Source organism: Bradyrhizobium arachidis (genome assembly GCF_015291705.1).
GTDB classification, from domain to species: domain Bacteria; phylum Pseudomonadota; class Alphaproteobacteria; order Rhizobiales; family Xanthobacteraceae; genus Bradyrhizobium; species Bradyrhizobium arachidis.
The window spans coordinates 9,633,914-9,660,179 of record NZ_CP030050.1 but is presented as its reverse complement, the minus strand read 5'-3'; the positions used below and the strand labels follow the sequence as shown (position 1 = coordinate 9,660,179).

General features: G+C 65.3%; 22 protein-coding genes. 14 read left to right on the top strand and 8 right to left on the bottom strand.

Translation table 11 applies throughout. The annotated features are described in order from the left end of the window. Positions 1-138: 138 nt before the first annotated feature. From WN72_RS45590 to WN72_RS45570, 5 genes are all read right to left on the bottom strand, one after another. A complete protein-coding gene (locus WN72_RS45590) occupies positions 139-750 on the bottom strand; it encodes a sigma-70 family RNA polymerase sigma factor (protein ID WP_027563183.1) in 612 nt (203 codons plus the stop codon). A 441-nt stretch (positions 751-1,191) separates the two neighbouring features. After that, positions 1,192-1,929: a response regulator gene (locus tag WN72_RS45585; RefSeq protein WP_027563182.1), complete on the bottom strand. Its 738-nt coding sequence runs from the start codon at positions 1,927-1,929 to the stop codon at positions 1,192-1,194. Positions 1,930-1,969: 40 nt separating this feature from the next. Beyond that, positions 1,970-3,715, bottom strand: coding sequence for an ATP-binding response regulator (locus WN72_RS45580; protein WP_092212051.1), 1,746 nt, complete (start codon positions 3,713-3,715; stop codon positions 1,970-1,972). After that, complete coding sequence (locus WN72_RS45575) at positions 3,685-5,763, bottom strand: sensor histidine kinase (RefSeq protein ID WP_231164168.1); 2,079 nt, start codon at positions 5,761-5,763, stop codon at positions 3,685-3,687. Before WN72_RS45575 ends, WN72_RS45580 begins: the two co-directional genes overlap by 31 nt. 6 nt (positions 5,764-5,769) lie before the next feature. Further along, the gene (locus WN72_RS45570) at positions 5,770-6,765 is read right to left on the bottom strand and encodes a TRAP transporter substrate-binding protein (RefSeq protein ID WP_027563179.1); all 996 of its coding nucleotides are present in this window, start codon (positions 6,763-6,765) and stop codon (positions 5,770-5,772) included. A 196-nt stretch (positions 6,766-6,961) separates the two neighbouring features. On the opposite strand from WN72_RS45570, the gene ugpB reads away from it, so the two are divergent. The 12 genes from ugpB to WN72_RS45510 all read left to right on the top strand — a co-directional run bounded on the left by ugpB (position 6,962) and on the right by WN72_RS45510 (position 19,394). Continuing rightward, positions 6,962-8,290 (top strand): sn-glycerol-3-phosphate ABC transporter substrate-binding protein UgpB, encoded by a 1,329-nt coding sequence (gene ugpB, locus WN72_RS45565; RefSeq protein WP_092212053.1) that lies wholly within the window; start codon positions 6,962-6,964, stop codon positions 8,288-8,290. A gap of 228 nt (positions 8,291-8,518) precedes the next feature. Then, positions 8,519-9,550: a M4 family metallopeptidase gene (locus WN72_RS45560; RefSeq protein ID WP_092212055.1), complete on the top strand. Its 1,032-nt coding sequence runs from the start codon at positions 8,519-8,521 to the stop codon at positions 9,548-9,550. A gap of 31 nt (positions 9,551-9,581) precedes the next feature. Beyond that, the gene (locus WN72_RS45555; RefSeq protein ID WP_143130516.1) at positions 9,582-9,857 is read left to right on the top strand and encodes a protealysin inhibitor emfourin; all 276 of its coding nucleotides are present in this window, start codon (positions 9,582-9,584) and stop codon (positions 9,855-9,857) included. 18 nt (positions 9,858-9,875) lie between these two features. Continuing rightward, positions 9,876-10,853: an aminoglycoside phosphotransferase family protein gene (locus tag WN72_RS45550; RefSeq protein ID WP_167380582.1), complete on the top strand. Its 978-nt coding sequence runs from the start codon at positions 9,876-9,878 to the stop codon at positions 10,851-10,853. Between the two features lie 283 nt (positions 10,854-11,136). Further along, positions 11,137-12,759: an ABC transporter substrate-binding protein gene (locus WN72_RS45545; RefSeq protein WP_027563174.1), complete on the top strand. Its 1,623-nt coding sequence runs from the start codon at positions 11,137-11,139 to the stop codon at positions 12,757-12,759. A 115-nt stretch (positions 12,760-12,874) separates the two neighbouring features. Further along, positions 12,875-13,888: an ABC transporter permease gene (locus WN72_RS45540; RefSeq protein ID WP_092212061.1), complete on the top strand. Its 1,014-nt coding sequence runs from the start codon at positions 12,875-12,877 to the stop codon at positions 13,886-13,888. A 9-nt stretch (positions 13,889-13,897) separates the two neighbouring features. Then, the gene (locus WN72_RS45535) at positions 13,898-14,797 is read left to right on the top strand and encodes an ABC transporter permease (RefSeq protein ID WP_027563172.1); all 900 of its coding nucleotides are present in this window, start codon (positions 13,898-13,900) and stop codon (positions 14,795-14,797) included. Positions 14,798-14,891: 94 nt separating this feature from the next. Then, positions 14,892-16,661 carry a dipeptide ABC transporter ATP-binding protein gene (locus tag WN72_RS45530; RefSeq protein WP_092212063.1) on the top strand — a complete coding sequence of 590 codons (1,770 nt, stop codon included), beginning with the start codon at positions 14,892-14,894 and terminating at the stop codon, positions 16,659-16,661. A 29-nt stretch (positions 16,662-16,690) separates the two neighbouring features. Then, on the top strand, positions 16,691-16,870 hold the full coding sequence (locus WN72_RS45525) for a DUF4089 domain-containing protein (RefSeq protein ID WP_027563170.1): 180 nt from the start codon (positions 16,691-16,693) through the stop codon (positions 16,868-16,870). A gap of 7 nt (positions 16,871-16,877) precedes the next feature. Beyond that, entirely contained in the window at positions 16,878-18,272 is a 1,395-nt protein-coding gene (locus tag WN72_RS45520) for an AtzE family amidohydrolase (protein ID WP_167380583.1), read from the top strand. 1 nt (position 18,273) lies between these two features. Further along, a complete protein-coding gene (hpxZ, locus tag WN72_RS45515; protein WP_092212067.1) occupies positions 18,274-18,675 on the top strand; it encodes an oxalurate catabolism protein HpxZ in 402 nt (133 codons plus the stop codon). After that, the gene (locus WN72_RS45510; RefSeq protein WP_027563167.1) at positions 18,672-19,394 is read left to right on the top strand and encodes a GntR family transcriptional regulator; all 723 of its coding nucleotides are present in this window, start codon (positions 18,672-18,674) and stop codon (positions 19,392-19,394) included. Before hpxZ ends, WN72_RS45510 begins: the two co-directional genes overlap by 4 nt. A 200-nt stretch (positions 19,395-19,594) precedes the next feature. Here WN72_RS45510 and atzF read toward each other — a convergent pair whose 3' ends face one another. After that, on the bottom strand, positions 19,595-21,400 hold the full coding sequence (gene atzF / locus WN72_RS45505) for an allophanate hydrolase (RefSeq protein ID WP_092212069.1): 1,806 nt from the start codon (positions 21,398-21,400) through the stop codon (positions 19,595-19,597). 193 nt (positions 21,401-21,593) lie between these two features. Then, positions 21,594-22,088, bottom strand: coding sequence for a MarR family winged helix-turn-helix transcriptional regulator (locus tag WN72_RS45500; RefSeq protein WP_092212071.1), 495 nt, complete (start codon positions 22,086-22,088; stop codon positions 21,594-21,596). 148 nt (positions 22,089-22,236) lie between these two features. Here WN72_RS45500 and WN72_RS45495 point away from each other — a divergent pair, with 148 nt between their 5' ends. Continuing rightward, positions 22,237-24,084, top strand: a complete 1,848-nt coding sequence (locus tag WN72_RS45495; RefSeq protein WP_167380584.1) for a feruloyl-CoA synthase — start codon at positions 22,237-22,239, stop codon at positions 24,082-24,084. 368 nt (positions 24,085-24,452) lie between these two features. On the opposite strand, the gene WN72_RS45490 is transcribed toward WN72_RS45495, so the two are convergent. Next, on the bottom strand, positions 24,453-24,959 hold the full coding sequence (locus WN72_RS45490) for a MarR family winged helix-turn-helix transcriptional regulator (protein WP_092212075.1): 507 nt from the start codon (positions 24,957-24,959) through the stop codon (positions 24,453-24,455). Positions 24,960-25,042: 83 nt separating this feature from the next. On the opposite strand from WN72_RS45490, the gene WN72_RS45485 reads away from it, so the two are divergent. Next, entirely contained in the window at positions 25,043-26,263 is a 1,221-nt protein-coding gene (locus tag WN72_RS45485; RefSeq protein ID WP_027564123.1) for a cytochrome P450, read from the top strand. Positions 26,264-26,266: the final 3 nt, after the last annotated feature.

Here is a 26,266-nt window from a genome sequence, read left to right as displayed (position 1 = left end):
AACCGTATGTGAGCTTTATAGGAGGGAAGTTTTTCCGCCTGATGTTGTGCTTCGTTTCAATTGTTTCGTCGGCGGTAACACTTCCGTGTCCGGGGACAGGGCCTGGGTTTCGGTCCTATCCCGTTGAATTCCTTGGATTTACGCGGCGAAACGATCGACGCCGGCGCCCTTAAGCAAATCGGCCAGCTGCTTGCGGGCGTAGAACATGCGGGTCTTCACCGTGCTCTGGGGGATGCCGATGATCTGCCCGACCTCCTCCACCGACTTCTCGTGGTAGTAGACGAGGTTGATGATCTCGCGATGCGCGGGCGACAGTTTTGCGACGCAGGCGCGCAGGATGGCGCTGGTGTCGCTGCGGTCGAGCGAGGTCTCCGGCGTGTCGGTGTCGTCAGGGATCTGGCGCACGTCCTCCTGGTCGATGTCCTCGAAGCGCCGCTGGCGCATCGCGGTCAGCGCCTTGAAGCGTGCGATCGAGAGCAGCCAGGTCGAGACCTGCGAGCGACCCTGGAATTGGCCGGCAGTCCGCCACACGTCCAAGAACACCTGGCTGACGAGGTCTTCCGCTGTGGTGGCATCGCGCACGATGCGCAGGATGAAGCGATAGACCCGCACATTGTGTCGGCAATAAAGGATGTGCATGGACGTCCGGTTGCCGTCGGCAATGCTCTCCAGAAGCATATCGTCCGAGGTCGCTTGAGCGGCAATGATGCTCTGGCTGGCCTGGGCGTTGATGGCGATGACGTTCGGCATTGACTTAGCTCCCCGGTGCGCCGCAACCGAGCGGCGTTTCCTTGGACCAAAGTGTTAATCAGCCAACGTTTCGGGACGTCTGCACGAAAAGCGGAAAATGGTTTCGTGCGCCGCCAAATTGTTTCGTCGAAAAGGGCACGACGAAACATTCGAGGCAAAAAATCGTGGATTTTCAATGTACGGAAAATACGGGGGTGACGATTTGGCGGCGCCTTGTGCCGTTAGGAACGAATTTGCGGCTCTTGCGTTCGGTCGCGCGGCACCTACGAGGTGTCGTCCCGGGGCGCGAAGCGAGCCCGGGACCCATAACCATAGCGAGGGGTTTGGCGAAGACTCGGAGTTACGAGCTCCGCGTCATAACCACGGCCTGTGGTTATGGATCCCGGATCAGCGCTTCGCTGCGCTACGCTTGTCGGGGACGACAGCGGAGTGTGAGCCTGCTTACGCCTTCTCGCCCGCGGGCGAGAACAGATAGCCGCCGCCGCGGATGGTGCGGATCACGGCGGGCTTGGTCGGGTCGGGCTCGATCTTGCGGCGGATGCGCATGATGCGCAGGTCGACCGCGCGGTCGAAGGCTTCGGCGTCGCGCGCATTGGCAAGCTCGAGCAGGCGCTCGCGCGACAGCACGCGCTTCGGATTGGCCGCGAACACTTTCAACAGTCCGAACTCGGACGCGGTCAGCGGATGCTCGTTGCCCTCGTCGTCGCGCAGGGCCTGCGCTTCGAGATCGAGCCATTTGGTGCCGAAGCGCACCAGCTGGTCCTTGTCGGATTTCGCCGCCGCGGCTTCCGCCGCCGCCGCCTTCACCGGCGTGCTCCGGCGCAGCACCGAACGGATGCGCGCCATCAGCTCGCGCAGCTCGCAGGGCTTTGCGACATAGTCGTCGGCGCCGAGCTCGAGGCCGACGACGCGGTCGATCGGGCTCGCCGTCGCGGTGAGCATGATGACCGGCACGTTGATGCGGCTCTTGAGGTCGCGGATGATCGAGAGGCCGTCTTCCTCCGGCATGTTGAGGTCGAGCACGACGAGATCGGGCATGCTGCCCTGGATCGCGGCGCGCAGCGACTTGCCGCCATCGCACAGCGTCACGGTGAAGCCGTGCATCTTGAGGTAATCGCCGACCATCTCCCGGGCCGGGGCCTCGTCGTCGACGATCATGATGTGCTGGCTTTGGGTCATGTCACTTCAGAATCCAGGATCTTGGATCTCGGTACTCAAATCACGGCATCTCGGTCGCGGGCAGGGTGATGGTGAAGGTCGCGCCCTTGCCGGGGCCCTCGCTCTCGGCCGTCACCTCGCCGCCATGCATGTCGATAATACGCTTGACGATGGAAAGCCCAAGCCCCGTCGAGCTCTCGCCCGCGGTCGGCTTGGCGGACAGCCGCTGGAACCGGCCGAACAGGCGGCCGAGATCTTCCGGCGACAGGCCGGCGCCTTCGTCGTTGACCCGGATGATGGTGTCGCTGCCCTCATGAGTGACCGCGACGCCGATCTTGCCGCCGATCGGCGAATACTTGATCGCGTTGCTGATGAGGTTGTCGATCGCCTCGCGGATGCGGTCGGTGTCGCACATGGTGACGATGTTGGACGGCGCGGTAACGCTGATCATCTGCTGCTTGTTGACCGCGAGCGGCTGGTTGGCGTCGGCGACCTCCTTCACCAATGCTGCGACGTCGACCGGCTCGCGGCGGATGGTGATGTCGAAGGCATCGGCCATCGCGTCCGAGATCAGATGGTCGACCATCGTGGTCAGCCGCTTGGTGGCGTCGCGGATGTGATCGACTTGGGAGACGACGCCGCTGGCCGACGCACCGGTCGAGATCAGCTCCTTCAGCATCTCGGTACGGCCGAGGATGACGCCGAGCGGGTTCTTCAGATCATGCGCGACGGTGCCCAGAATCTCGTTCTTGAAGCCGTTGGCGCGCTGCAGCCGCAGCCATTGCGCCGAGAGGCGGCGGTTGGCCTGCATCAGGGCGCGGGTGCGCTGGGCGACGCGGTCCTCCAGCTGCGTGTTGGCGTCCTGGAGCTGCTGGTAGAGGATCACGTTGTCGAAGGCGATCGAGAGCCGGCTGGAGAAGATCTCGACCAGCGAGCGGTCGGTCTCGGACAATTCGCGCTCGGCCTGCAGCAGCACCACCACCTCGCGGCCAGATCCGGTGCGCAGATAGATCACGCTGCGATGGTCGGCGAACTCGTTCTTGCGGCGCTGGAACGCGGCTTCCACGAGCTCGCGCAAGTCAGGGTCGAGCGCCCGCGACGAGGTGGTGCCGATGAAGCGGCTGTAGCAGCCGCTCCCCGCAAGCACCGAGAGCTCGGGATCGACGCCGCCATTGTCGCGCAGCACCAGTATACCGGCGCAGTCGACATTGAGCAGCGAGGCGAGCTGGGTCAGCACGCCCTCGGCGAGCCGCTGCATCGACTTGAAGTCGTACAGCGTCGAGGCCGCGTCGATGATGATCTCGAGCCCGCGCCGCGTCTGCACCATGCGCTCGAGCTGCTGATAGGAGCGCAGCGCCGCGGTCAGCGAGGTGAACAGCTTGTCGGCGGTGAGCTCGGTCTTGGCCTTGTAGTCGTTGATGTCGTACTGCACGATCACGCGCCGCTCCGGCGCCTGGCCGGGCTGGCCGGTGCGCAGGATGATGCGCACGGTCTCGTTCTTGAGCTCGTTGCGGATGAACTCGACCAGCTCGAGGCCGGCGACGTCGGTCTCCATGATGACGTCGAGCAGCACCGCGGCGATGTCGCCGTGCTCGGCCATCAGCTTGCGGCCTTCGGCCGCGGAATGCGCCGAGAGGATCTCCAGGCTCTGGCCGTTGAGGCTGTAGTCGGACAGCGCGAAGCGGGTGCCGTCGTGCACGGCCGGATCGTCGTCGATGACGGCGATCTTCCATCTCCGTGCGTTCTGGTCCTCCGGCGCGGTACCGGTGTCGTCGATCAGGTGGAGGACATCGTCCTGTTCGGCCATTGAGAAGTCCCGTCAGTCTCTGTGCTTTGCGCGCCGCCCTTGGCGACCCGCGGCATGATAATCCGAAAAGTAGTGCCTTGTCCCAGCTTGGATTCCAGCATCATGCGTCCGCCAAGCTGCTGGGTCACCAGGTTATAGACGATATGAAGGCCGAGTCCCGTGCCACCTTCGTTGCGCCGGGTGGTAAAGAATGGGTCAAAGGCCTGGCGCTGCACGTCGGGGGTCATGCCCGCCCCGTCATCGGTGAAGATGATCTCGATGTCCTCGGTCCCGCGCGGCCGCGCCGAGATCGTGATGGTGCCGGCGCGCCCGTCGGCGAAGGCATGGTTGGCGGCGTTGAGGAAGAGATTGGTCAGGATCTGGCCGTAGGAGCCGGGATAGCCGTCGAGCAGCAGCCCCTCGGGCACGTCGACCTTGAGCGTGATCGGCGAGCGCTTCAGCACCGGCCTCAGGCTGGCGATGATCTGCTCGGTTGCTTCGCTGAGTGAGAACTGCCGCCGCTCGGCATGGGAGCGGTCGACCGCCACCTGCTTGAACGACTGGATCAGCTCGCCGGCGCGGGTGAGGTTGGCGACCAGCTGCTGCGAGGCATCGCGCGAGGACTGCACGAATTCGTCGAGCTGCGAGCGGCGCAGACCGCCCTCGCCCTTGAGCTGGGCCTCGAAGATCTCGGTGCGCCGGGCAAAGCTCGAGGCCACCGTCAGGCTGATGCCGATCGGGTTGTTGACCTCGTGCGCGACGCCGGCGACGAGGCCGCCGAGGGCTGCGAGCCGCTCGGCGTCGATCAGGTTCTGCTGCGCAGCGTTGAGCTCGAGCAGCGCGCTCTCGGCTTTCTCCTTGGAGGCGCGCAGCTCGTCCTCGGTCTGGCGCTTGGCGATCGCGTTCTCGCGGAATACCTCCACCGCGCGCGCCATGGCGCCGACCTCGTCGCGCGCCTTGGTGCCCTGCACCTCGCGATCGAGATCGCCGAGCGTGATGGCGCGCATCGCCGCCATGATCTGCTGCAGCGGCAGGCGGATCGACAGCGCGATCAGCACGCCGGCGGTGAGGATGATGCCGAGGAAGATCACCGCGATCGACAGCACGCGGCGGGAGATGTCGGCCAGCGTGCGGTCGAAGGTCTCCTGCGCCTTCTGCTCGCGCTGGCGCATCTTGGTCGAGAGATCGTCGATGGCGCCGATCGCCTCGGCCTGGCTGGCGTCGATCGTGTTGCGGAGCAGCTCGGTGCGGCTCGCGAGCTGCTCGGACAGCTTTGCAAAGCCCTCGCGCAGCGCCGTGGTGCGGGTCGCGAGCTTTTCAAGCGCCATCTTCTGCAGGTCGTTGTCGGCGAGATCGAGCATGACCGGGATGGTCTTCTCGATCGTCTCGGTGTTGTGGCGCGCGTCGTCGGCGGCGCCTGACGACTGCGACAGATAGTAGGAATTGGCGGCGACCAGCATCGCGGTGAAGGCCTCGCGGGACTTGCCGAGCGAGGGCCAGATCAGCGCGTCGCGATGGCCGGTGGCGCCTTCGATGATGGAATAGAGGCCGGCCATGTCCTTGGCCGGGCCCTGCACCTGCTCCTCATAGGTTTTGGCAATGGTGGCCTGCACGCTGCGCAGCTCGCCAAAGCCGTTGAGGAAGCGGTCGGTGGTGCGCTCGAGCTCTTCGACCGAGCCGGACAGCATCGGGTCCTTGGCGGCGCGATTGGTCAGCGTGCCCAGCACCGCCTCGCGCAGCAGCAGGATCTCGGCGAACAGGTCCGGGCTCGGCTGGTTGATGTAGCGGTGGATCAGGTTCTGCAGCCGCCCGGTCTCGCTCTCGAGCAGCGCCAGGATGCGGTCGGACTCGCGCACCTGGCGGACGTCGCCCCAGGCCGAGCCCAGCACCTGCGCGCCGTTCCAGATCATCCCGACCAGCACCACCACCACGGCGGAGTTCAGGGCCGCGATCGACAGGATGCGCCAGCGGATCGGCACCGCCCGGAGCAGGCCGACGAGACGCGCGCGCAGCCGCCCGATCGGGCCGGGGGCCCGGTCTGGATGATCGCTGTGTCCAAGCGCGGCCAACGCGGCTCACTCCACCTTGCGAATGCGTTCGATCAGCGCGGCCGCGGCGGGATCGCGCGCGGCCTTGGCGTAGATCGGCGCCATCGCGTCCTCTAACGGCTTGCGGTCGATGTCCTTGACGACGGTGATGCCGGCGGCTTCCGCCTTGCGTTGCGACTGTTCCTCGAGGTCGCGCCACTTCTCGCGCATGAAGCGGCTGGAGCGAAGCGCCGCCTCGCGGAAGATCTTCTGATCGTCCACCGAGAGGCTCCGCCAGGCCTTGAGCGAGATCACCAGCACCTCCGGGCTCATCGTGTGCTCGGTCAGCGTGTAATGGCCCGCATATTTGTAATGGTCCGTCGTCACGAAGGATGGCCAGTTGTTTTCCGCCCCGTCGATCAGATGCGTCGCAAGCCCGGTGAGCACCTGCCCGTAGGGAAGCTCGACCGGCACGGCGCCGAGCGAGCGGATCATGTCGCTCATCAACTCCGATTGCTGCACCCGGATCCTCAGGCCTTTGAGATCCGCAATGCTCGTCACCGGACGGTCGCCGTTGTAGATCGACCGCGCCCCGGAATCGTAGAACGCGAGCCCGACGAAGCCGTAAGGCTCGAAGCTGCCGAGGATCTCGTTGCCGATCGGTCCGTCCAGCACCTTCTGCATGTGCTCGATGGACCGGAACAAGAACGGCATGGCGAGCACGTTCATGGCCGGAACGAAATTGCCGATCAGCGCCACATTGGTCCGGTTGAGGTCGATCGCGCCGGCCCGGGTCTGCTCGATGGTCTCTTTTTCCTCTCCGAGCTGGCGGGAGTGGAATACCTTGATCTCGTGCCGGCCGCCCGTGCGTTCGCTGATCAGGGCGCCCATGTAGCGCAGCGCCTGGACGGTCGGATAGTCTTCGGTCTGGGTGTCGGCGGCGCGGAATTCGCGCGCCGCGGCGTCCGTCGCACAGATGGCGAGCAGAAGCGCAACGAAGATCACCCCGGTCCGCGAGAGTTCGGCACGGTTTAGCACTGGCACACTCAACCCCTCAGAGATGGAGTCTATGGCAGGAGCAAAAGGTTCAATGCAATCTAGCAGATGGTTAAGGGAAGGCCATCCCGGCGGAACCGCTGCCGATTGTGCGGCGCGGTCGAAGCGCATTGGCGGTTGAAACCGCCAATGCCGGGCCTTAAGCAAAGGCTGCCGCTTTGGTCGTGCGGGCACGGGAAGAGCCATGGTGACTTCAGCATTGCGCCTTTTGCAGGTCGTTGCCGCCGCTGCGGTCCTCGCATTCACGCCACGGGCACAAGCGGCAACCGACATCGCCTGGTGGCACGCGATGTCGGGCGAGCTCGGCAAGCAGCTCGAAAAGCTCGCCGCCGACTTCAACGCCTCGCAATCCGATTACCGCATCGTCCCGACCTACAAGGGCAATTACACCGAGACGGTGACGGCGGCGATCTTCGCTTTCCGCTCGCGCAGCCAGCCCGCGATCGTCCAGGTCAACGAGGTCGCCACCGCCACCATGACGGCCGCCAAGGGCGCGATCTATCCGGTGTTCAGCCTGATGCGGGACCAGGGCGAGCCGTTCTCGCTGAACGATTACCTGCCCGCGGTCTCCGGCTACTACACCGACGCGAGCGGCAACCTGCTGTCCTTCCCGTTCAATTCCTCGACACCGATCCTCTACTACAACAAGACCATGTTCCGCGACGCCGGCCTCGATCCGGAGACGCCGCCAAGAACCTGGCCCGAGCTCGGTGCCGCCGCAAAGCGCCTGCGCGAGCGCGGCGCGGTGTGCGGGTTCACCACGTCCTGGCCGTCCTGGATCCATGTCGAGAATCTTTCCGCCTTCCACAATCTGCCGCTGGCGACCCGCACCAACGGCTTTGCCGGCCTCGATGCGGCGCTCACCATCAACAATCCCGTTGTCGTCAAGCACGTCGCCCAGCTCGCCGAATGGCAGCAGACCAAGGCGTTCGACTATAGCGGCCGCGGGCAGGCGGCCGAGCCGCGCTTCCAGAAGGGCGAGTGCGGCATCTTCATCGGCTCCTCGGCGACGCGCGCCGACATCAAGGCGAATTCGAAATTCGAGATCGGCTACGGCCTGATGCCATACTGGCCCGACGTGAAGGACGCGCCGCAGAACTCGATCATCGGCGGCGCCACGCTGTGGGTGCTGCGCGACCGGCCGCGCCAGGAATACAAGGGCGTGGCGCGGTTCTTCGCCTATCTGTCGCAGCCCGGCGTGCAGGCCGCCTGGCACCAGAACACCGGCTATTTGCCGATCACCCGCGCCGCCTACGAGCTGACGCGCGCGCAAGGTTTTTACGAGCGCAATCCGGGCTCGGCGATCTCGTTCGAGGAGATCACGCTGCATCCGCCGACGGAGAACTCGAAGGGCATCAGGCTCGGCTCCTTCGTGCTGATCCGCGGCGCGATCGAGGACGAGCTGGAGCAGGCCTTCGCCGGCCAGAAGAGCGCGCAATCGGCGCTCGATTCCGCGGTCGAGCGTGGCAACAAGCTGCTCCGCCAGTTCGAGCGCGCCAGCCCCGAGCGCTAAAGCTGACGGGCCGCTCGCGCACCACGCGCGACCTTCATTCACCGGCCAGCCCGACCGGACATCACGCAACCCGGAAGTGTGCGCGATCTCACACGCAACGGCTTCGCCGCCTGCGATAATCCCGCATGCGTGACGCCAGGCTGGCGCCAGTGCATGCCGCTCGCCGGCAGGAATGATCTCGAGATTGTTTCATCCATCTATATTCGGAAAGTGCAATGGAGATCCTCAATGCCCTGCACATGTTGCATCATCCCGAACGACGTTCTCACCAGGCTTTCCCAGGACAAGAAGCTGTCGGCCCCGCTGCGCAAGCAGTTGGTCGACACGGTCCAGATCAGCCATGAACTGCGCGAATTGCGCAATCAGGCCGCGCGATTGACCAGCGTTGCGGCGGCGCGTTCTGCCGGCCTCGTGACGCTGGCTACAGTGCCGGCCGTCACGGTCTACGACTGCAAGCACACGCAGACGCTCCCGGGCACGCCGGTGTCGAAGCCGAAGACGTCCTCCGACGGGTCGGTCAAGCGCACCTTCAACCAGACATCAAAGGTCGCGAAATTCTACCAGCAGGTCTTCAACCGCAATTCGATCGACGATCACGGCATGACCATGATGTCGTCGGTCCATTTCGGCGAGAACTACAACAACGCGATGTGGAACGGGTCGCAGATGATCTATGGCGACGGCGATGGCAGTATCTTCGTCGACTTCACCAGGGGCAACGACGTCATCGGCCATGAGCTCACCCATGGCGTGACCCAGCACAGTCTGCAGCTCGCCTATAGCGGCGATGCCGGCGGCCTCAATGAGAGCATCTCCGACTGCTTCGGCTCGATGTTCCGGCAGTGGGAGGCCAAGCAGGACGTCAAGAAGGCCGACTGGCTGATCGGCAAGGACATCATGGGGCCGGCCGCCAAGAAGAAGGGTTTTGGCTGCCTGCGCGACATGGCCAATCCCGCCGCCAAGCATTGCCTCGCGCCGCAGCCGACCAAATATTCGCAAATCACGCCCGGCATGGATCCGCATTATTCCAGCGGCCCGCCGAACCTCGCCTTCTACACGGCCTGCACCACGCTCGGCGGAAACAGTTGGGCCAGGATCGGGCAGGTGTGGTACCTTGCGCTGACCGGTTTCGGGCCGGCGCCGCACATGACGATGAAGGCGTTTGCAGCGCGGACCCGGCAGGGTGCCCAGACGTTGTATCCCGGCGAGCCTCCGGTCTTCGCCGCCGTCGATGCGGGATGGAAGAAGGTCGGGCTGTAAACCGGTTGCAGCGCTGCGAAAGGAAGGAAGCGTGGATCGCTTGAAGATCGAGCGCGTCGGAGGGTTTGCCGGATTCGGCGGCCCTCACTTGAAGAGTCGCGGCGAAGTCACATTGTCGGATCTGTCGCCCGCCGATCAGCAGACGATGGAGCAATTGTTTGCCGATCCGGGCAAGATCCCCGCCGCGCATCCGGGCCAGGCCGACGCGTTCACCTACAAGATCACGCGCGGCGCCAGGACGATCGAGGTCCCCGAGCACGCGGTCCCCGCGGCCGTCAGGAACAGCGTCAAGGATGTCCTGGAATAGGATCAGATTGGCGCCGTGATGAAGGAGACGCCGCCGCCGGATTCGCTCGCGGCCTGGGGTGCCGCGGCTTCGACCGACCTTCAGGCCTACCGCGCCCTGCGCGCCGACCGCGCGCGATGGCTGCCGGTCGCACTCGATATCGCGCGCGGCCACGGTCTCGATGTCGGCGCGCCGCATGTGTTTGCAACGGGCACCAATCTCGTGGTCGGGCTCGGTGAGCGCCTGATCCTGAAAATCTTCCCGCCGATGCTGCGCGCGCAATTCGTCTCAGAGCGCGGCTCGCTGATGCAGCTTAGGGGGCATCTGGATCTGCCGATTCCCGAGATCGTCGCCGAAGGCGAGCGCGACGGCTGGCCCTATCTCGTCATCACGCGCCTTGCCGGTACGCTCGGCTCGGAGGTGTGGCCGCAATTGCCGGAAGAGCAGAAGGAGCGCGTGCTGCGCCAGATCGGCGACACCATCGCCGCCGTGCAGCGCGCGCCGCTCGGTCCTCTCGCGAGCATCGAGCCGCGCTGGGACGTGTTCATGCGCGCCCAGATGCAGGGTTGCCGCGCGCGGCACGAGCGTCTCGGCCTTGCGCCGAAATTCCTCGCCGGTCTCGACGATCTCCTGCGCGACGCAGCCGAGCTGATTCCGATGGATGCGCCGCCGGTGATTCTGATCGGCGAATACATTCCGGAAAATTTCCTGCTCGCCTGCGATGACGGCGAATGGTCGCTGGCCGGCCTGTTCGACTTCGGCGACGTGCTCGCCGGCTGGCGCGACTACGATCTGCTCGGCCCCAGCGCCTTCATGGCCGCGGGCCGGCCGGGGAGGGTGCGCAGCCTGCTCGAAGGCTTCGGCTATGCGAGGCCAGACGCCGCGCTGAAGCGCCGGCTGATGGCGCTGATGCTGCTGCACCGTGCCAGCGACCTCAACAGCCACATCTGCCTCGAGGGCTGGCAGGACAAGGCGAAAGATCTGGTCGAATTGCAGGATCTGATCTGGGCGAGCTGAGCGCTCCGGCCGCACCTCTCCGTCATTCCGGGCTCGATGCTACGCATCGCCCCGGAATGACAATCGCCTCTCGAATGGGCTTCCATTTCTTTCAGCTCAATTTCTGAGCAATCTCCTATCTTTGTATGCAAGCGGGGACATGGTCGCTTCCTGCAATATCCGGCGGAAATAGAAAATCATCAGATATTTCAGTATGTTGTCGCGAGCGTAACACCTCGTTAAGCCTTGGCACGAACCTTGCGAATCCAGTTCCAACCAGAAACCTCTGAGTTGGAGCATCCCGATGAAGCGCCGCGATTTCCTCAAATCCGTGTCCGGATTGGCCGCTGGCGCGGCGCTTCCGGCGATGCCGCAGGTGATCTCTTCGGCCTACGCCGATGCCCGCTCGGAGACGCTGCTGATCGTCTCGGAAGGCGGCCCCAACAATCTCGACATCCACGGCGTCGGCACCAACGTGCCCGGCTATGAGGTCTCGTGGAATTGCTACGACCGCCTGATCAGCCATGAGATGAAGAGCGGCCCCGGCGGCGTGCCCTATTACGACCGCGACAAGTTCAAGGGCGAGCTCGCCGAAGACTTCAAGATCGACGACATGTCGGTCACCTTCAAGCTCAAGAAGAACGCCAAATTCCACGACGGCGCGCCCGTCACGGCCAAGGACGTGAAGTGGTCGCTGGATCGCGCGGTGAGCGTCGGCGGCTTTCCGACCTTCCAGATGAGCGCGGGCTCACTGACCAAGCCGGAGCAGTTCGTCGTCATCGACGACCATACCGTGCGCGTCGACTTCCTGAAGAAGGACAAGCTGACGATTCCCGATCTCGCGGTGATCGTGCCCTGCATCGTCAACTCGGAGCTGGTGAAGAAGAACGCCAGCGAGAAGGATCCCTGGGGTCTCGAGTTCACGAAGCAGCAGACCGCGGGCTCCGGCGCCTACAAGGTGACCAAGTGGACCGCCGGCACCGAAGTCGTCATGGAGCGCAACGAGGATTGGGTCGGTGGTCCGCTGCCGAAGATCAAGCGCGTGATCTGGCGCATGGTGCCGCAGGCCGGCAACCGCCGCGCGCTGCTGGAGCGCGGCGATGCCGACATCTCCTATGAGCTGCCGTTCAAGGATTTCCAGGAGATGAAGGCGAACGGCAAGCTCAACGTGGTGTCGCTGCCGTTCTCCAACGGCATCCAGTATATCGGCATGAACGTGACCAAGCCGCCATTCGATAATCCCAAGGTCCGGCAGGCCGTCGCCTACGCGCTGCCCTATCAGAAGATCATGGATGCGGTGCTGTTCGGCCTCGGCAATCCCATGTTCGGCGCGCCCAAGGACAAAGCGACGGAAGTCGCCTGGCCGCAGCCGCACAAATACAACACCGACATGGAGAAGGCGAAGGCGCTGCTGGCGGAAGCCGGCTACGCCAACGGTTTCGAGACCACGATCTCGTTCGACCTCAATTTCGCCGGCGTCAACGAGCCGCTCTGCGTGCTGGTGCAGGAGAGCCTCGCGCAGATCGGCATCAAGACCACCATCAACAAGGTGCCCGGCGCCAACTGGCGCACCGAACTGAACAAGAAGGAGATGCCGCTCTTCACCAACGTGTTCTCGGGCTGGCTCGATTACCCCGAGTACTTCTTCTACTGGTGCTATCACGGCAACAATTCCGTCTTCAACACCATGAGCTACAAGTCGGCGGAGATGGACAAGCTGATCGATGGCGCGCGCACCGCCGCCGCCACCGGTGACACCGCAACTTACGATGCCGACGTGAAGGGTTTTGTCGATCTCGCCTACACCGACATCCCGCGCATCCCGCTGTACCAGCCCTTCGTCAACGTCGCGATGCAGAAGAACATCAGCGGCTATCAGTACTGGTTCCACCGCAGGCTCGATTACCGCGCGATGGCGAAGGGGTGAGCAGGGCGAATGGTGAATGGCGAGTAGCGAATAGGGGGTGGCGAATGCAAATGGTTGGCTCTGAGAATCCATTCGCCACTCGCTATTCGCCATTCGCACAAGCGGAGCGCGCCCCATGCTGACCATGATCGGCAAGCGCCTGATGTTTGCGATTCCCTCGCTGATCGGCGTGGTCATCGTCACCTTCCTGCTGACGCGCGCGCTGCCCGGCGATCCCGCCGCCTACTTCGCCGGTCCCGCCGCCACCAAGGAGGCGGTCGAGCAGATCCGCAAGAAGCTCGGTCTCGACCGGCCGCTGATCGAACAGTTCTTCCGCTACACCAACGATCTCGCCCATGGCGATTTCGGCAACTCGCTGACCACGGGCCAGCCCGTCGCCGCCGAAATTCGCAACCGCCTGCCCGCCTCCGCCGAGCTGACACTGCTCGGCCTGATCGTCTCGATCGTGATTGCCATTCCGCTCGGCGTGCTGGCTGCAACACGGCCGGGATCATGGATCGATCATCTCTGCCGCGTGACAACGACAGCCGGCGTGTCGCTACCGGTGTTCTTCACCGGCCTCGTGCTGGTCTACGTCTTCTATTTCCGCCTCGGCTGGTCGCCGGCGCCACTCGGCCGTCTCGACGTGTTCTACAGCGCGCCGCCGACGGTGACCGGCTTCTATCTGATCGACACGCTGCTCGCGCGCGACTTTGAGGCCTTCCGCTCGGCGCTGAGCCAGCTCATCCTGCCGGCGACGACGCTGGCGATCTTCTCGCTGGCGCCGATTGCGCGCATGACCCGCGCCTCGATGCTGGCGGTGCTGGCATCCGAATTCGTCCGCACCGCGCGCGCCAGCGGCCTGTCGCCGACGACCGTCATCGTCACCTACGCCTTCCGCAACGCCATGCTGCCCGTGATCACCACGCTCAGCATGGTGTTCTCGTTCCTGTTAGGGGCCAACGTCCTGGTCGAGAAAGTGTTCGCCTGGCCCGGCATCGGCTCCTATGCGGTGGAAGCGCTGATCTCCTCAGACTTCGCGCCGGTGCAGGGTTTCGTGCTGACCATGGCGGTCATGTACGTTCTGCTCAATCTCGTGATCGACATCTTGTACGGCGTAATCGATCCGCGCGTCAGACTTGAAGGCTAGGGGAACGAAATGAGCTCCGTTGCGCCTGCTGTTGAACCCGTCGGTCCCGCGCGGACCTCTGGACTCGCTGCCATCCTCGAACAGACCCGCTACGTCCTCAGCGAGAACAAGGTCACCGGCTTTGCCTTCGCACTGCTGATCCTGATCCTGATCGCCGCGATCTTCGGCCCCTATGTGGTGCCCTACGATCCGCTCGCCTCCGACACCGCCGCCGCGCTGAAACCGCCGTCGGCGGCGCACTGGTTCGGCACCGACCAGCTCGGCCGCGACATTTTCAGCCGCGTCATCGTCGCGACGCGGCTCGATACGTTCATCGCGGTCGCTTCCGTGGCGCTGGTGTTCCTGATGGGCGGCCTCGCCGGCATCGCGGCGGGCTACTTCGGCGGCTGGACCGACCGCATCGTCGGCCGCATCGCCGACACCATCATGGCCTTCCCGCTGTTCGTGCTGGCGATGGGCATCGTCGCGGCCCTCGGCAACACCGTGCAGAACATCATCCTCGCCACCGCGATCGTGAACTTTCCGCTCTACGCCCGCGTCGCGCGCGCCGAAGCCAACGTCCGCCGCAACGCCGGCTTCGTTCAGGCCGCGCGCCTCTCCGGCAATGGCGAATTCCGCATCCTGCTGGTGCATATCCTGCCGAACATCATGCCGATCATGATCGTGCAGATGTCGCTGACCATGGGCTACGCCATCCTCAATGCCGCCGGCCTGTCCTTCATCGGCCTCGGCGTCCGTCCGCCGACCGCCGAATGGGGCATCATGGTCGCCGAAGGCGCAGGCTTCATGGTCTCGGGCGAATGGTGGATCGCGCTATTCCCCGGCCTCGCGCTGATGATCGCCGTGTTCTGCTTCAATCTCCTCGGCGACGGCCTGCGCGACATTGTCGATCCGCAGCGGAGGACGTGATGGCGAACGTTCGGTCGAAATTCTCCAATGATTCTAATCACCGTTCTACTGTGCATGGGGTTGTTTTCGAACGCTTGAGTGACGTGAGGCCTGCATGACCGCCCAGCCGCTGCTCGACGTGCAGGACCTCACCGTCGAATTCACCACCCGCCGCGGCATCGTCAAAGCCGTGCAGCACGTCAACATCTCCGTTGCCAAGGGCGAGACGCTCGCCATTGTCGGCGAATCCGGCTCCGGCAAGTCGGTGACGTCCTACGCGGTGATGCGCATCCTCGACCGGGCGGGGCGGATCGCCGAAGGCTCGGTGATGTTCTCCGGCATTGACGTCAAGGCCGCGAGCGAAGACCAGATGCGCGATTTGCGCGGCCGCGAAGTCTCGATGATCTTCCAGAACCCGCGCGCCGCGCTGAACCCGATCCGGAAAGTCGGCGGCCAGATCGAGGACGTGCTGCGCACGCATGTGCAGCAGGCCCAGGTCACAGATGGCGGCGAGAAGGCGATCGAGGCGCTGGAGCAGGTCAAGATCGCCCGCCCGCGCGAGCGCTACCATGCCTATCCATTCGAGCTATCAGGCGGCATGTGCCAGCGCGTCGTCATCGCGCTCGCGCTCGCCTGCAATCCGCAGCTGCTGATCGCGGACGAGCCGACCACCGGCCTCGACGTCACCACGCAGAAGGCGGTGATGGATTTGATCGTCGAGCTGACCAAGCGCCGTGCGATGTCGACCATCCTGATCACGCACGATCTCGGGTTGGCTGCCGCCTATTGCGATCGTGTCGTGGTGATGGAGAAGGGCCGCGTCGTCGAGACCGCCAAGGCCGCCGACATCTTTGCCAACCCCCAGCACCCCTACACGAAAAAGCTGATGCGCGCGACGCCGCGGCTCGGCGTGAGCCTGCGGGATCTGCTGCCGGAGGAAGAGGGCGCAGCCGTCATGGCCGGGCCTGACCCGGCCGTCCATCACGCTTCGGAAGATTCGTCTCGGTCGATGGACCCCCGGGTCAAGCCCGGGGGTGACGAGAATCCAAAGCCGCTCCTCCTCATCGACAAGCTCGTGAAAGAGTATCCCCGTCAGGGCGCCACCGCCGTGCTCGGCAAGCTCTTCGGCCGCAAGCCGCCTGTCGAGCCGGACGTGTTCCGCGCCGTCGACGGCATCAGCTTCTCGATCGGCCATGGCGAGAGCGTCGGCCTCGTCGGCGAATCCGGCTGCGGCAAATCGACGACCTCGATGATGGTGATGCGCCTCCTGGACCAGACCTCGGGCCTGATCCAGTTCGACGGCGAGGACATCTCCGGCATCGCGCCGTCAGCCTTCGCCCGCCTGCCGCAGCGCAGCCGGATCCAGATGGTGTTCCAGGATCCGACCGACAGCCTCAACCCTCGCTTCACCGCCGCCCGCGCCATCGCCGATCCGATTCTGCAGCTCGGCGACGTCAAGGGGCGCGACGCGCTCCGCGCCCGCTGCGAGGAGCTGGCGACCATGGTCGGCCTGCCGCATAATCTGCTCGATCGTTTCCCGCACCAGCTCTCCGGCGGCCAGAAGGCCCGCGTCGGCATCGCACGCGCCATCGCGCTGCACCCAAAGCTCGTCATCCTGGACGAGCCGACCGCGGCGCTCGACGTGTCCGTGCAGGCCGTGGTGCTGAACCTGCTTCAGGATCTCAAGCAGCGGCTAGGCATGAGTTATTTGTTCGTCTCGCATGATTTGAATGTGGTGCGCTTGCTGTGCGATCGTGTCATTGTGATGCGGACGGGACGGATCGTCGAAGAGGGTTCTTCCGAGCAGGTCTTGAGCGATCCGCAGGACGACTACACCAAGGAGCTGCTGACGGCGATCCCGCATCCGCCGTTGCCGGTGCACTGAGAGTGCACTGAGATCAGTGTGAGAGAGTGATGGCCGAACCTCTGGACGACTACATCGACGCCGTATCGAAAGCGCTGGCGCTGCCGGTCGAGGAGGCCTGGCGGCCGGCGGTGCGCGCCAATCTCGAAGTCTCGCTGCGGCTCGCCCGCCTCGTCGACGAACTCGCGCTGCCGGACGAGACCGAGCCGGCGCCGATCTTCACGGCCTGATGCTGCCATGACCACCAAGCCAGAGATGACGGCCGCGGAAATCGCGAGCGCGGTTGCGGCCCGCAAGATGTCGGCGCTCGATGCCACCGAGGCGGCCCTCGCGCGCATCAAGCAGCACGACAGTATTCTCAATTCCTTCACCGACGTCACCGCCGATCGCGCCCGCGCCAAGGCGCGCGCGATCGATGCCGACATCGCCGCCGGCAAGACCGTCGGCCCGCTCGCCGGCGTCCCCTTCGCGGTGAAGAACCTGTTCGACGTTGCTGGCCTTCCCACGCGCGCCGGCTCGAAGATCAACCGCGACCTCGCGCCGGCCAAGCGTGACGCCACGCTGATCGAGCGCATGGAAGCCGCCGGCGCGGTGCTGGTCGGTGCGCTCAACATGGGCGAATACGCCTATGACTTCACCGGCGAGAACGTCCATGACGGCCCCTCGCGCAATCCCCACGACACCACGCGGATGACCGGCGGTTCCTCCGGCGGTTCCGGCAGCGCCGTCGGCGGCGCGCTGGTGCCGATCGCGCTCGGCTCGGACACCAACGGGTCGATCCGCGTGCCGTCGTCGTTCTGCGGTATCTTCGGGCTGAAGCCGACCTATGGCCGGCTGTCGCGGGCGCGCTCGTTCCCGTTCGTGGCAAGCCTCGACCATCTCGGCCCGTTCGCGCGCTCCGTCACCGATCTCGCGCTCGCCTATGACGCGATGCAGGGCCCTGATGCCGACGACAGCGCCTGCACGACGCGTGGGCTGGAGCCGACGCTGCCACTGATCGCCAATCCGATCTCGGATCTGCGCATTGCCATCGCCGGCGGCTACTTCCAGAAGAACGTCTTTCCGGAAGCCGTCGAGGCGGTCAGCCGCGTCGCCAAGGCGCTTGGCGCAACGCAAGTGGTCGATGTTCCCGAAGCCGCGCGCGCCCGCGCCGCGGCCTATGTCATCACCACCACCGAAGGTGCCTCGCTGCATCTCGATCGCCTGCGCAAGCGTCCCAACGATTTCGATCCGGCCGTGCGCGACCGCCTGATCGCAGGCGCGATGGTGCCGGCGTCCTTGGTCGACCGCGCGCAAAAATTCCGCCGCTGGTATCGCGGCCAGCTCGCCGAGATCTTCAAATCCGTCGACGTGCTGCTCGCGCCGGCGACGCCCTGCACCGCGCCGAAGCTCGGCCAGGTCAATTTCAATCTCGACGGCGTCGAGCTGCCGGTGCGCGCCAATATCGGTATTCACACTCAGCCGATCTCGTTCATCGGCCTGCCGGTGGTCGCGGTGCCGGTGCCGCTCGAGCCGATGCCGATCGGCGTGCAGATCATTGCCGCGCCCTGGCGAGAGGACATCGCGCTCCGCGTCGCGCACGCACTGGAAAAGATGGGCGTCGTATCCGCGCCCGCGCCGAGAGGATTGTGAAATGGAGATCGATCTCCCCGAGGTGATCGCGGAAGTCAAAGCCGCGTTCGAGCGCTATGAGCAGGCCCTCATTACCAATGACGTCGCCGTGCTCGGCGAATTGTTCCGCAATGATCCCCGCACGCTGCGCTACGGCATCGGTGAGAACCTCTATGGCTATGAGGCGATCTCCGGCTTCCGCGCCGCGCGCTCGCCGGTCGGCCTCAACCGCCGCACCGCGAAAACCGTCATCACCAGCTATGGCCGCGACACGGCCGTGGCCTCCACCCTGTTCTATCGTGACACGGCTCCCGGCAAGGTCGGCCGGCAGATGCAGACCTGGATTCGCTTCCCGGAGGGCTGGCGCGTCGTCGCCGCCCATGTCAGCATCATCGACGAGTCGAACGAGACCATGACCCCATGACGCTTGACGATCTTCCGCCCGGGACACTGCCGGCCGAGCCGGTGGTGCCTCGCGTCGACCGCGCACTTCCGTCGCTGCAGAAGGTCACGCGCGCCGAGGAATTGCGCCTCCAGCTCGCCGACGAGATCGTGCGCGGAACTCTCGCGCCCGGCGCGCCGCTGGATGAAACCGACATCGCACGGCGATTCAGCGTTTCGCGCACGCCGGTGCGCGAGGCGTTGCGGCAGCTGGTGGCGAGCGGCCTCGTCGAAGCGCGTGCCCATCGCGGCGCGGTGGTGGCGCAGCCCTCGATCGAGCGTCTCAAGAGCATGTTCGAGGCGATGGCCGAGCTCGAGGCGCTTTGCGCCGGCCTTGCCGCCGAGCGCATGTCCGCGGCCGAGCGTCACGGTCTCGAAGCCATCCACGAAGAGCTGCGGGTGCTGAGCTACGCCGGCAATCCCGACCGCTTCCACGAGGTCAACGAGCGCTTCCACAACGCGATCTATGCGGGCTCGCAGAACGGCTATATCGCCGAGATCACCTTGGCCACCCGCGTGCGCGTGCAGCCGTTTCGCCGCGCCCAGTTCCGCAATCTCGGCCGGTTGGCAAAGTCGCAGGCCGAGCACGACCGCGTCGTCGTCGCCATCATGCGCGGCGACAAGCAGGGCGCCGCCGCCGCCATGCGCGCGCATATCGAGCTGGTGCGCGGGGAGTATGAGATCTACGCGGTGTCGGTGTAGGCCGAAGGCGGATGCCGCATACTCGGTGTCGTCCCCGCGAAAGCGGGGACCCATAACCACAGGCAGTGGTGTGAGGCAAAGCTCCCACTCCGAGTCTTCGCCAAACCACTCCCTGTGGTTATGGGTCCCGGATCGGCGCTCCGCTTCGCTGCGCTTGTCCGGGACGACAGTCTTTATGAAGCTCGCGCCGTTCACACGCGCTACGCCGTCGCCTTCTCCGCCATGAACTTCCGCCAGCCGCCATATGCCGTGATGTCCCGCGCCTCGCCGAGCACCTCCGGCTCGACGAGGAACCCCTTCACGCTGCGGCCGTCGGCGAGCCGCACCGTGCCGATCGCCATCGGCGCCGGTATCGCATTCACGAACTTGCCGAACGCTGCCGCCGAGAGCGACCAGATCTCCAGCTCGATCGACGCGCCCGTCCCGGCCGCGACGCGCAGCATGCCGGGCTTCGGCGGCGTGGTCTTGAGCGCATAGAGCTTGTAGTCCGGCGCAGTCTTCGTCGCCGCGATCAGCTTGGCGTTCAGCGCCGTCAATTCTCCATTCAGCGCCATACCGGAGAGATGTGCGCCGACCACGGCGATGGAGATCTCATCGTCACCGCTTGCCGGCAGCGGTGCGAGCGGCGCCTGCGCCACGCCCTTGGCGCCAACGGTCAGCTTCGTATCCGCATGGAACACGCGTCCAATGCTTGCAAGCATAGCGTCGCGCCCCGCAGGCGCGAGCAGCGTGATGCCGAACGGAATGCCGTCGGCGCGCATCGCCGCAGGCACGGCGAGACCGCAGAGGTCGAGCAGATTGACAAAATTGGTATAGGTGCCGAGCCGGCTGTTGAGCTCGATCGGATTGGCCAGCACCTGCGCCGTTGTATAGGCGGTCGGCGCCGTCGGCAGCACCAGCGCGTCGATGTTGGCAAACGTGCGCTCGGCGATCTTGCGCAGGCCCTGCAAACGGTACAGCGCGGAGAAGGTCTCCGCCGCAGACAGCCGCGCGCCGGCCGCGGTGATCTCGCGTGTTACGGGATGAATTGCATCAGGCGCGGACGCCAGCAGATCCTTGATCACGAGATAGCGTTCGGCGACCCAGGGACCTTCGTAGAGCAGCCGCGCCGTCTCGTAGAGGGGCTCGAGATCGAACTCGACCAGCGTTGCACCCAGCCCGGTCCAGCGCTTCAGCGCGTCGGCATAAGCGGCCTCCGCCTTCTTGTCGCCGAAGAAGATCAACTGCCCGTTGCGCGGCACGCCGAGACGCAGGTTGGAGGGGAGCGCCGTGATCGCGCCAAGCGGCCGGTCGCGCGAGAACGGATCGGCCTGGTCCGGTCCGGCCATCACCGAGAGCGCGAGCGCGGCGTCGTCCACCGTCAGCGCGAAGACCGAGATGCAGTCGAGCGTGCGGCAGGCCGGCACGAGGCCCGCGGTCGAGATCATGCCGAGGCTCGGCTTCAGCCCGACGATGTTGTTGAGCATCGCCGGCACGCGACCTGAGCCGGCCGTGTCAGTCCCCAGCGACAGCGGGACAAGGCCAGCGCCAACGGCGACCGCCGATCCCGAGCTCGATCCGCCGGGAATCAGGTCCTCGCGGATCGAGTTCTTTGGGATGCCGTAAGGCGAGCGCACGCCGACGAGGCCGGTTGCGAACTGGTCGAGATTGGTCTTGCCGATGATGATGGCGCCGGCTGCGCGCAGCCGCTCCACCGCGGTCGAGTCGTGCGTCGGCGTGTACGAGAAGGCCGGGCAGGCCGCCGTGGTCGGAAAACCAAGCGCGTCGATATTGTCCTTCACCGCAACCGGCACGCTGTAGAGCGGCAGGTCAGCTGCATCCTTCGCGGCCAGCCTCTCGGCCTCTGCGATCGCGTCCTTCTCGTCGCGCAGGCTGATGAACACGGCGGGATCGTTGTGGTCCCGGATGCGCCGATAGGTCCGCGCGATCGTCTGCGCCGGCGTCATCGTGCCCGCGCGATGCGCGGCCACGATCGCGGCGATCGTTTCAGGCTGCTCAGCCCCCATGGTCACAAAACTCCGGCAACTTGTCTCAGTCGGATTGAAGCAAGCGATGTGCCATTGTGTACAATATCCGGGCAGCGCAGTCGCCCCGGATATTATCGTGAGATCAGTGACTTGGCAGCTAGGCTGATAGACGGCCACACCGCCGTGCCAACGCCCTGTAGCGGGCATTTGCCTAGGTCATGGGCAGTCTTGATCAGGTGAAGTCAGCGAGGATCCGGAGCAGCCGCTCCCGGTTCTCCTTGCCGATCCTGGCCTCGACATTCCGCTCGTGCTCGGCGGCGAGCCGTTTGAACTTTGCCAGCGCGGTTTCTCCCTGCGACGTGAGGTGCAGGGCGTGCGAGCGCCGGTCCGCCTTCGATTTGACCCGCTTCACCAGCTTGCGCTGTTCGAGGCTGTCGAGCAGGTGCACCAGCCGGGCACGCTCGATGCCGAGGCGTTTCGCCACCGCCATCTGCGACAGGCCCGGATTGGCGCCGATCACGGTCAGCACCGAATATTGCGTCGGGCGGATGTCGACCGCGCGAAGCGTCCTGATGAAGTCCTGAAAGATCCAGATCTGGAAGCGCCGCACCGCGTAGCCGGCGTGCCCGACCAGGGCGTCGAGGCCGATCTCGTCCGCATCGATCCGCCGCGCAGCACCGTTGCCGGTGCGTTTGCGGGGAGAGGTCTGGGTTGCAGTGGCTGTCACATCGTATCTCCTCGCGCGCGACCATAGCGTCCCGAGGCCCCGAGCGAAAGATTGTTGTTGACGACAACAATTGCTCTGCCCAACATTATGGCCAAAGCAGCCCGGAACGAGGCTGCGACCGATCCCTGATCCGGGCGAGGAGGAGACCATGACCGCCACCCGCGGTGACGCCACGAGCCTGTTCGCAACGCCGAAAACTGTCGCCGAGCATCGCGCCGACGGCAGCATCGTGCTGCGTTCGCCCGAGCCCTTGCGCGACAGCGCGCGCTGCATCGGCGACTGGCTGGAGCATTTTGCGCGGCAGGCGCCTGACAAGATCTTCCTTGCCGAGCGTGACAGCGCCGATACGCCATGGGCCACCGTGACTTACGCGGGGGCTCTGCGGCGGGTACGCGCAGCAGCGTCCTGGATCCTGGCGCAAGGGCTCAGCGCGGAGCGTCCCGTTGTCATTCTCTCAGACAACAGCATCGATCACGCGCTACTTGCGCTCGCGGCCCAGCATGTCGGTGTGCCCTCAGCCGCGATCTCGCCGGCCTATTCGCTGATGTCTAGGGATTTCGACAAGCTGAAGAGCATGATCGCGCTGCTTGAGCCGGGCGCGATCTATGTTTCTAGCACCAAGCCGTTTGCGGCGGCGCTCGCTGCAATCAAGCCTTTGCACAGCGCGCAGATCATCAGTGGTAATGCCGGCGACGCCGATGCGCTCGCCTTCCGCGCCATCGCAGCAACGCCGGAAACGCCCGATGTCACAACGGCCTTCGCCGCGGTGACGCCCGATACGATCGCAAAATTCCTGTTCACCTCGGGTTCGACCGGCACGCCCAAGGCGGTGATCAATACCCAGCGCATGCTGACCTCGAGCCAGCAGGCCAAGGCGCAGACCTGGACCTTCCTCGAGCAGAGCGGTGGCGATCTCGTCATCCTCGACTGGCTGCCCTGGAGCCATACCTTCGGCGCGAACCACAATTTCAACCTCGTGCTGCGTAACGGCGGCTCGCTCTATATCGACGGCGGCAAGCCGGCGCCCGGTCTCTTTGCGACCTCGCTCGCCAATCTGAAAAGCGTGATGCCGACGGTCTATTTCAACGTGCCGCGCGGGTTCGACATGCTGATCGCGGCGCTGCGCGGCGATGAAGAGCTGCGCCGCCGCTTCTTCAGTGAGGTGAAGTTCGCCTTTTATGCCGGCGCAGCCTTGCCGCAGAATCTCTGGGATGCGCTCGAGCAGCTCTCGATGGAGACCGTCGGCCGCGCGCTGCCGATGGTCTCGGCCTGGGGCTCGACGGAAACGTCACCGCTCGCCACCGACTGCCATTTCCTCGCCGAGCGCTCCGGCAATATCGGCGTGCCGATCCCGGGCACCGAGCTGAAGCTCGTCACGTCGGGCGACAAGCTCGAGGTGCGCGTGCGCGGCCCCAACGTCACGCCGGGCTATTGGAAGGCGCCCGAGCTGACAAAGCAGGCCTTTGACGACGAGGGCTTTTACCTCATCGGCGATGCCGTGAAGCTTGCCGATAGCGCGCGGCCGGAGCGAGGCCTGTTCTTCGACGGCCGCGTCGCGGAGGACTTCAAGCTCAATTCCGGCACCTGGGTTAGCGTCGGCACGCTGCGCGTCGCCGGCATCGCCGCGCTGGCGCCGCTCGCGCAGGACATCGTCGTGTCAGGCCATGGCGGCGACGAGGTGCGCTTCCTGGTGTTCCCGAACGTCGCGGCGTGCCGCGCCCATGCGGGTTTGCCCGAGACGGCAGGCGTGAATGAGGTGCTTGGACACGAGAAGGTGAGAGTCGCGATCGCGCAGGGCCTCGCAAGACTGAAGCAGCAGGGCGCAAACTCCTCCGGCCACGCCACTCGCGCCCTGTTGCTCGCCGAGCCGCCCTCGGTGGATGGCGGCGAAATCACCGACAAGGGCTACATCAATCAGCGCGCCGTGCTGACGCGGCGGGCGGATGCGGTGGCGCGGCTGAACGATGATGTGTCCGGAGCGTGGGTGGGGCTGTAGCGGTCGACGCAATAAAAGCTCTCGTGCCCCGGGCGCAGCGCAGCACGCAGTGTTGCGCTGCTGAGCCGGGGCCCATCTCTCATAGCGCGTAGCTGCATGGGTCCAGGCTCTGCGCTGCAGCGTTTGACGCTGCAGCGCCCGGGACACGAGAGCGGGGCAAACTACGCCAGCCATCCTGCCGCAATATCTTGCCTGATTCTTTTGTTGCCTCGGCAACTAATTTGTGCGAACCATTCCGGCCAAGGACGACGGCGGGGGAACCGCCGCGTCTGATGCTGGAGGAAACGATGCGCGGCCGGAATGGTGCTGTCGGCAAATGCCGGCGCATGCCTGGGAATGACGGGGGATGGCGCCCGGCGTGCGGCTTGTCAGGTCTCGGTGCTGCCGGTCACCGCGTCGAGATTCTCGTGCAGGCGGCGGACCAGGCCGATCAGCACCTCGCGCTCGTCCTTGTTGAGGCAGGACAGCAGGCGCCGTTCGCGGTCCAGCGCCGCGACGATCACCTTGTCATGGGTGGAGCGGCCCTTTGCCGTCAGCGAAATCGAATGGGTGCGGCCGTCGTTGGGGTCGGTGCGGATCGAGACCAGCCCGCGCTTCTCGAGCCCCGCCAGCGTTCGGCTCACCGGACCCTTGTCAAATCCGATGACGTGGCAGATGCGCGAGGCCGGAATGCCGGGCTCGATCGCCAGCAGCGACATGATCCGCCATTCCGTGACGTTGACGCCGAACTGCCGCTGGTAGAACGCGGTCGCGCTGTTCGACAGCTTGTTGGCGATGAAGGTGATGAGAGCCGGGACGTAGCGATCGAGGTCGAGCGTCGGTCCGGCTTCGACGGACGCGGGTCTTGGGCGGGATCGGGTCGAAGGCGTCGGCATGTCGGGATTTTGACTCGCAAGCTGCCTTTAGACCTAAGGGCATGCGGCCGCGTTTCACAAGATCAAAGTGAGGGAGGACTTCAATGAGCGCAATCGGCTCCCCAGCGGCGAGTGGTTCATCGGCCGTCCCGCATCTCGACGTCGATCCGTTCGACATGAAGTTTTTTGCAGATCCCTATCCCACACACGAGCTGCTGCGGGAGACGGGACCGGTGGTCTATCTCGACAAGTGGAACGTCTACGGCGTGGCGCGCTATGCCGAGGTCCATGCCGTCCTGAACGACCCCGCGACCTTCTGCTCCAGCCGCGGCGTCGGCCTGTCCGACTTCAAGAAGGAGACGCCATGGCGGCCGCCGAGCCTGATCCTGGAGGCCGATCCGCCGGCGCACACCCGCACCCGCGCGGTGCTGTCGAAGGTGCTGTCGCCGACCGTGATGAAGCAGGTGCGCGATCGCTTTGCCGCCGCGGCCGAGGAGCGGGTCGATGCGCTGCTGGACAAGCGCAGCTTCGATGCGATCACGGATCTCGCGGAAGCCTACCCGCTGTCGATCTTCCCGGATGCGCTCGGGCTGAAGCCGGAGGGGCGCGAGCATCTGATCCCCTATGCGAGCGTCGTGTTCAACGCATTCGGCCCGCCCAACCAGTTGCGCCAGGAGGCGATCGAACGTTCGATGCCGCACCAGGCCTATGTCGCCGAGCAGTGCCAGCGCGACAATCTCGCCCCCGGCGGCTTCGGCGCCTGCATTCATGCGCAGGTCGACGAGGGCGCCATCACGGCGACCGAGGCTCCCCTGCTGGTGCGCTCGCTGCTCTCTGCCGGTCTCGATACCACGGTCAACGGCATCGGCGCAGCGGTCTATTGCCTCGCGCGCTTTTCCGATCAGTGGCAGCGCCTGCGCGATGATCTCTCGCTGGCGCGTGGCGCCTTCGAGGAGGCGGTGCGGTTCGAGAGCCCGGTGCAGACCTTCTTCCGCACGACGACGCGGGATGTCGAGATCTCCGGTGCGCGGATCGGCGAGGGCGAGAAGGTGCTGATGTTCCTCGCCGCCGCCAATCGCGATCCGCGGCGTTGGGACAAGCCTGATAGCTACGACATCACCCGCCGCGCCTCCGGCCATGTCGGCTTCGGTTCCGGCATCCACATGTGCGTCGGCCAGCTCGTTGCCCGTCTCGAAGGCGAGGTGATGCTGACTGCGCTGGCGCGCCGCGTCGCAAAGATCGAGATCACGGGCGAGCCGAAGCGCCGCTTCAACAACACGCTGCGCGGGCTCGACAGCCTGCCTGTCACCGTCACCCCCGCCTGACGA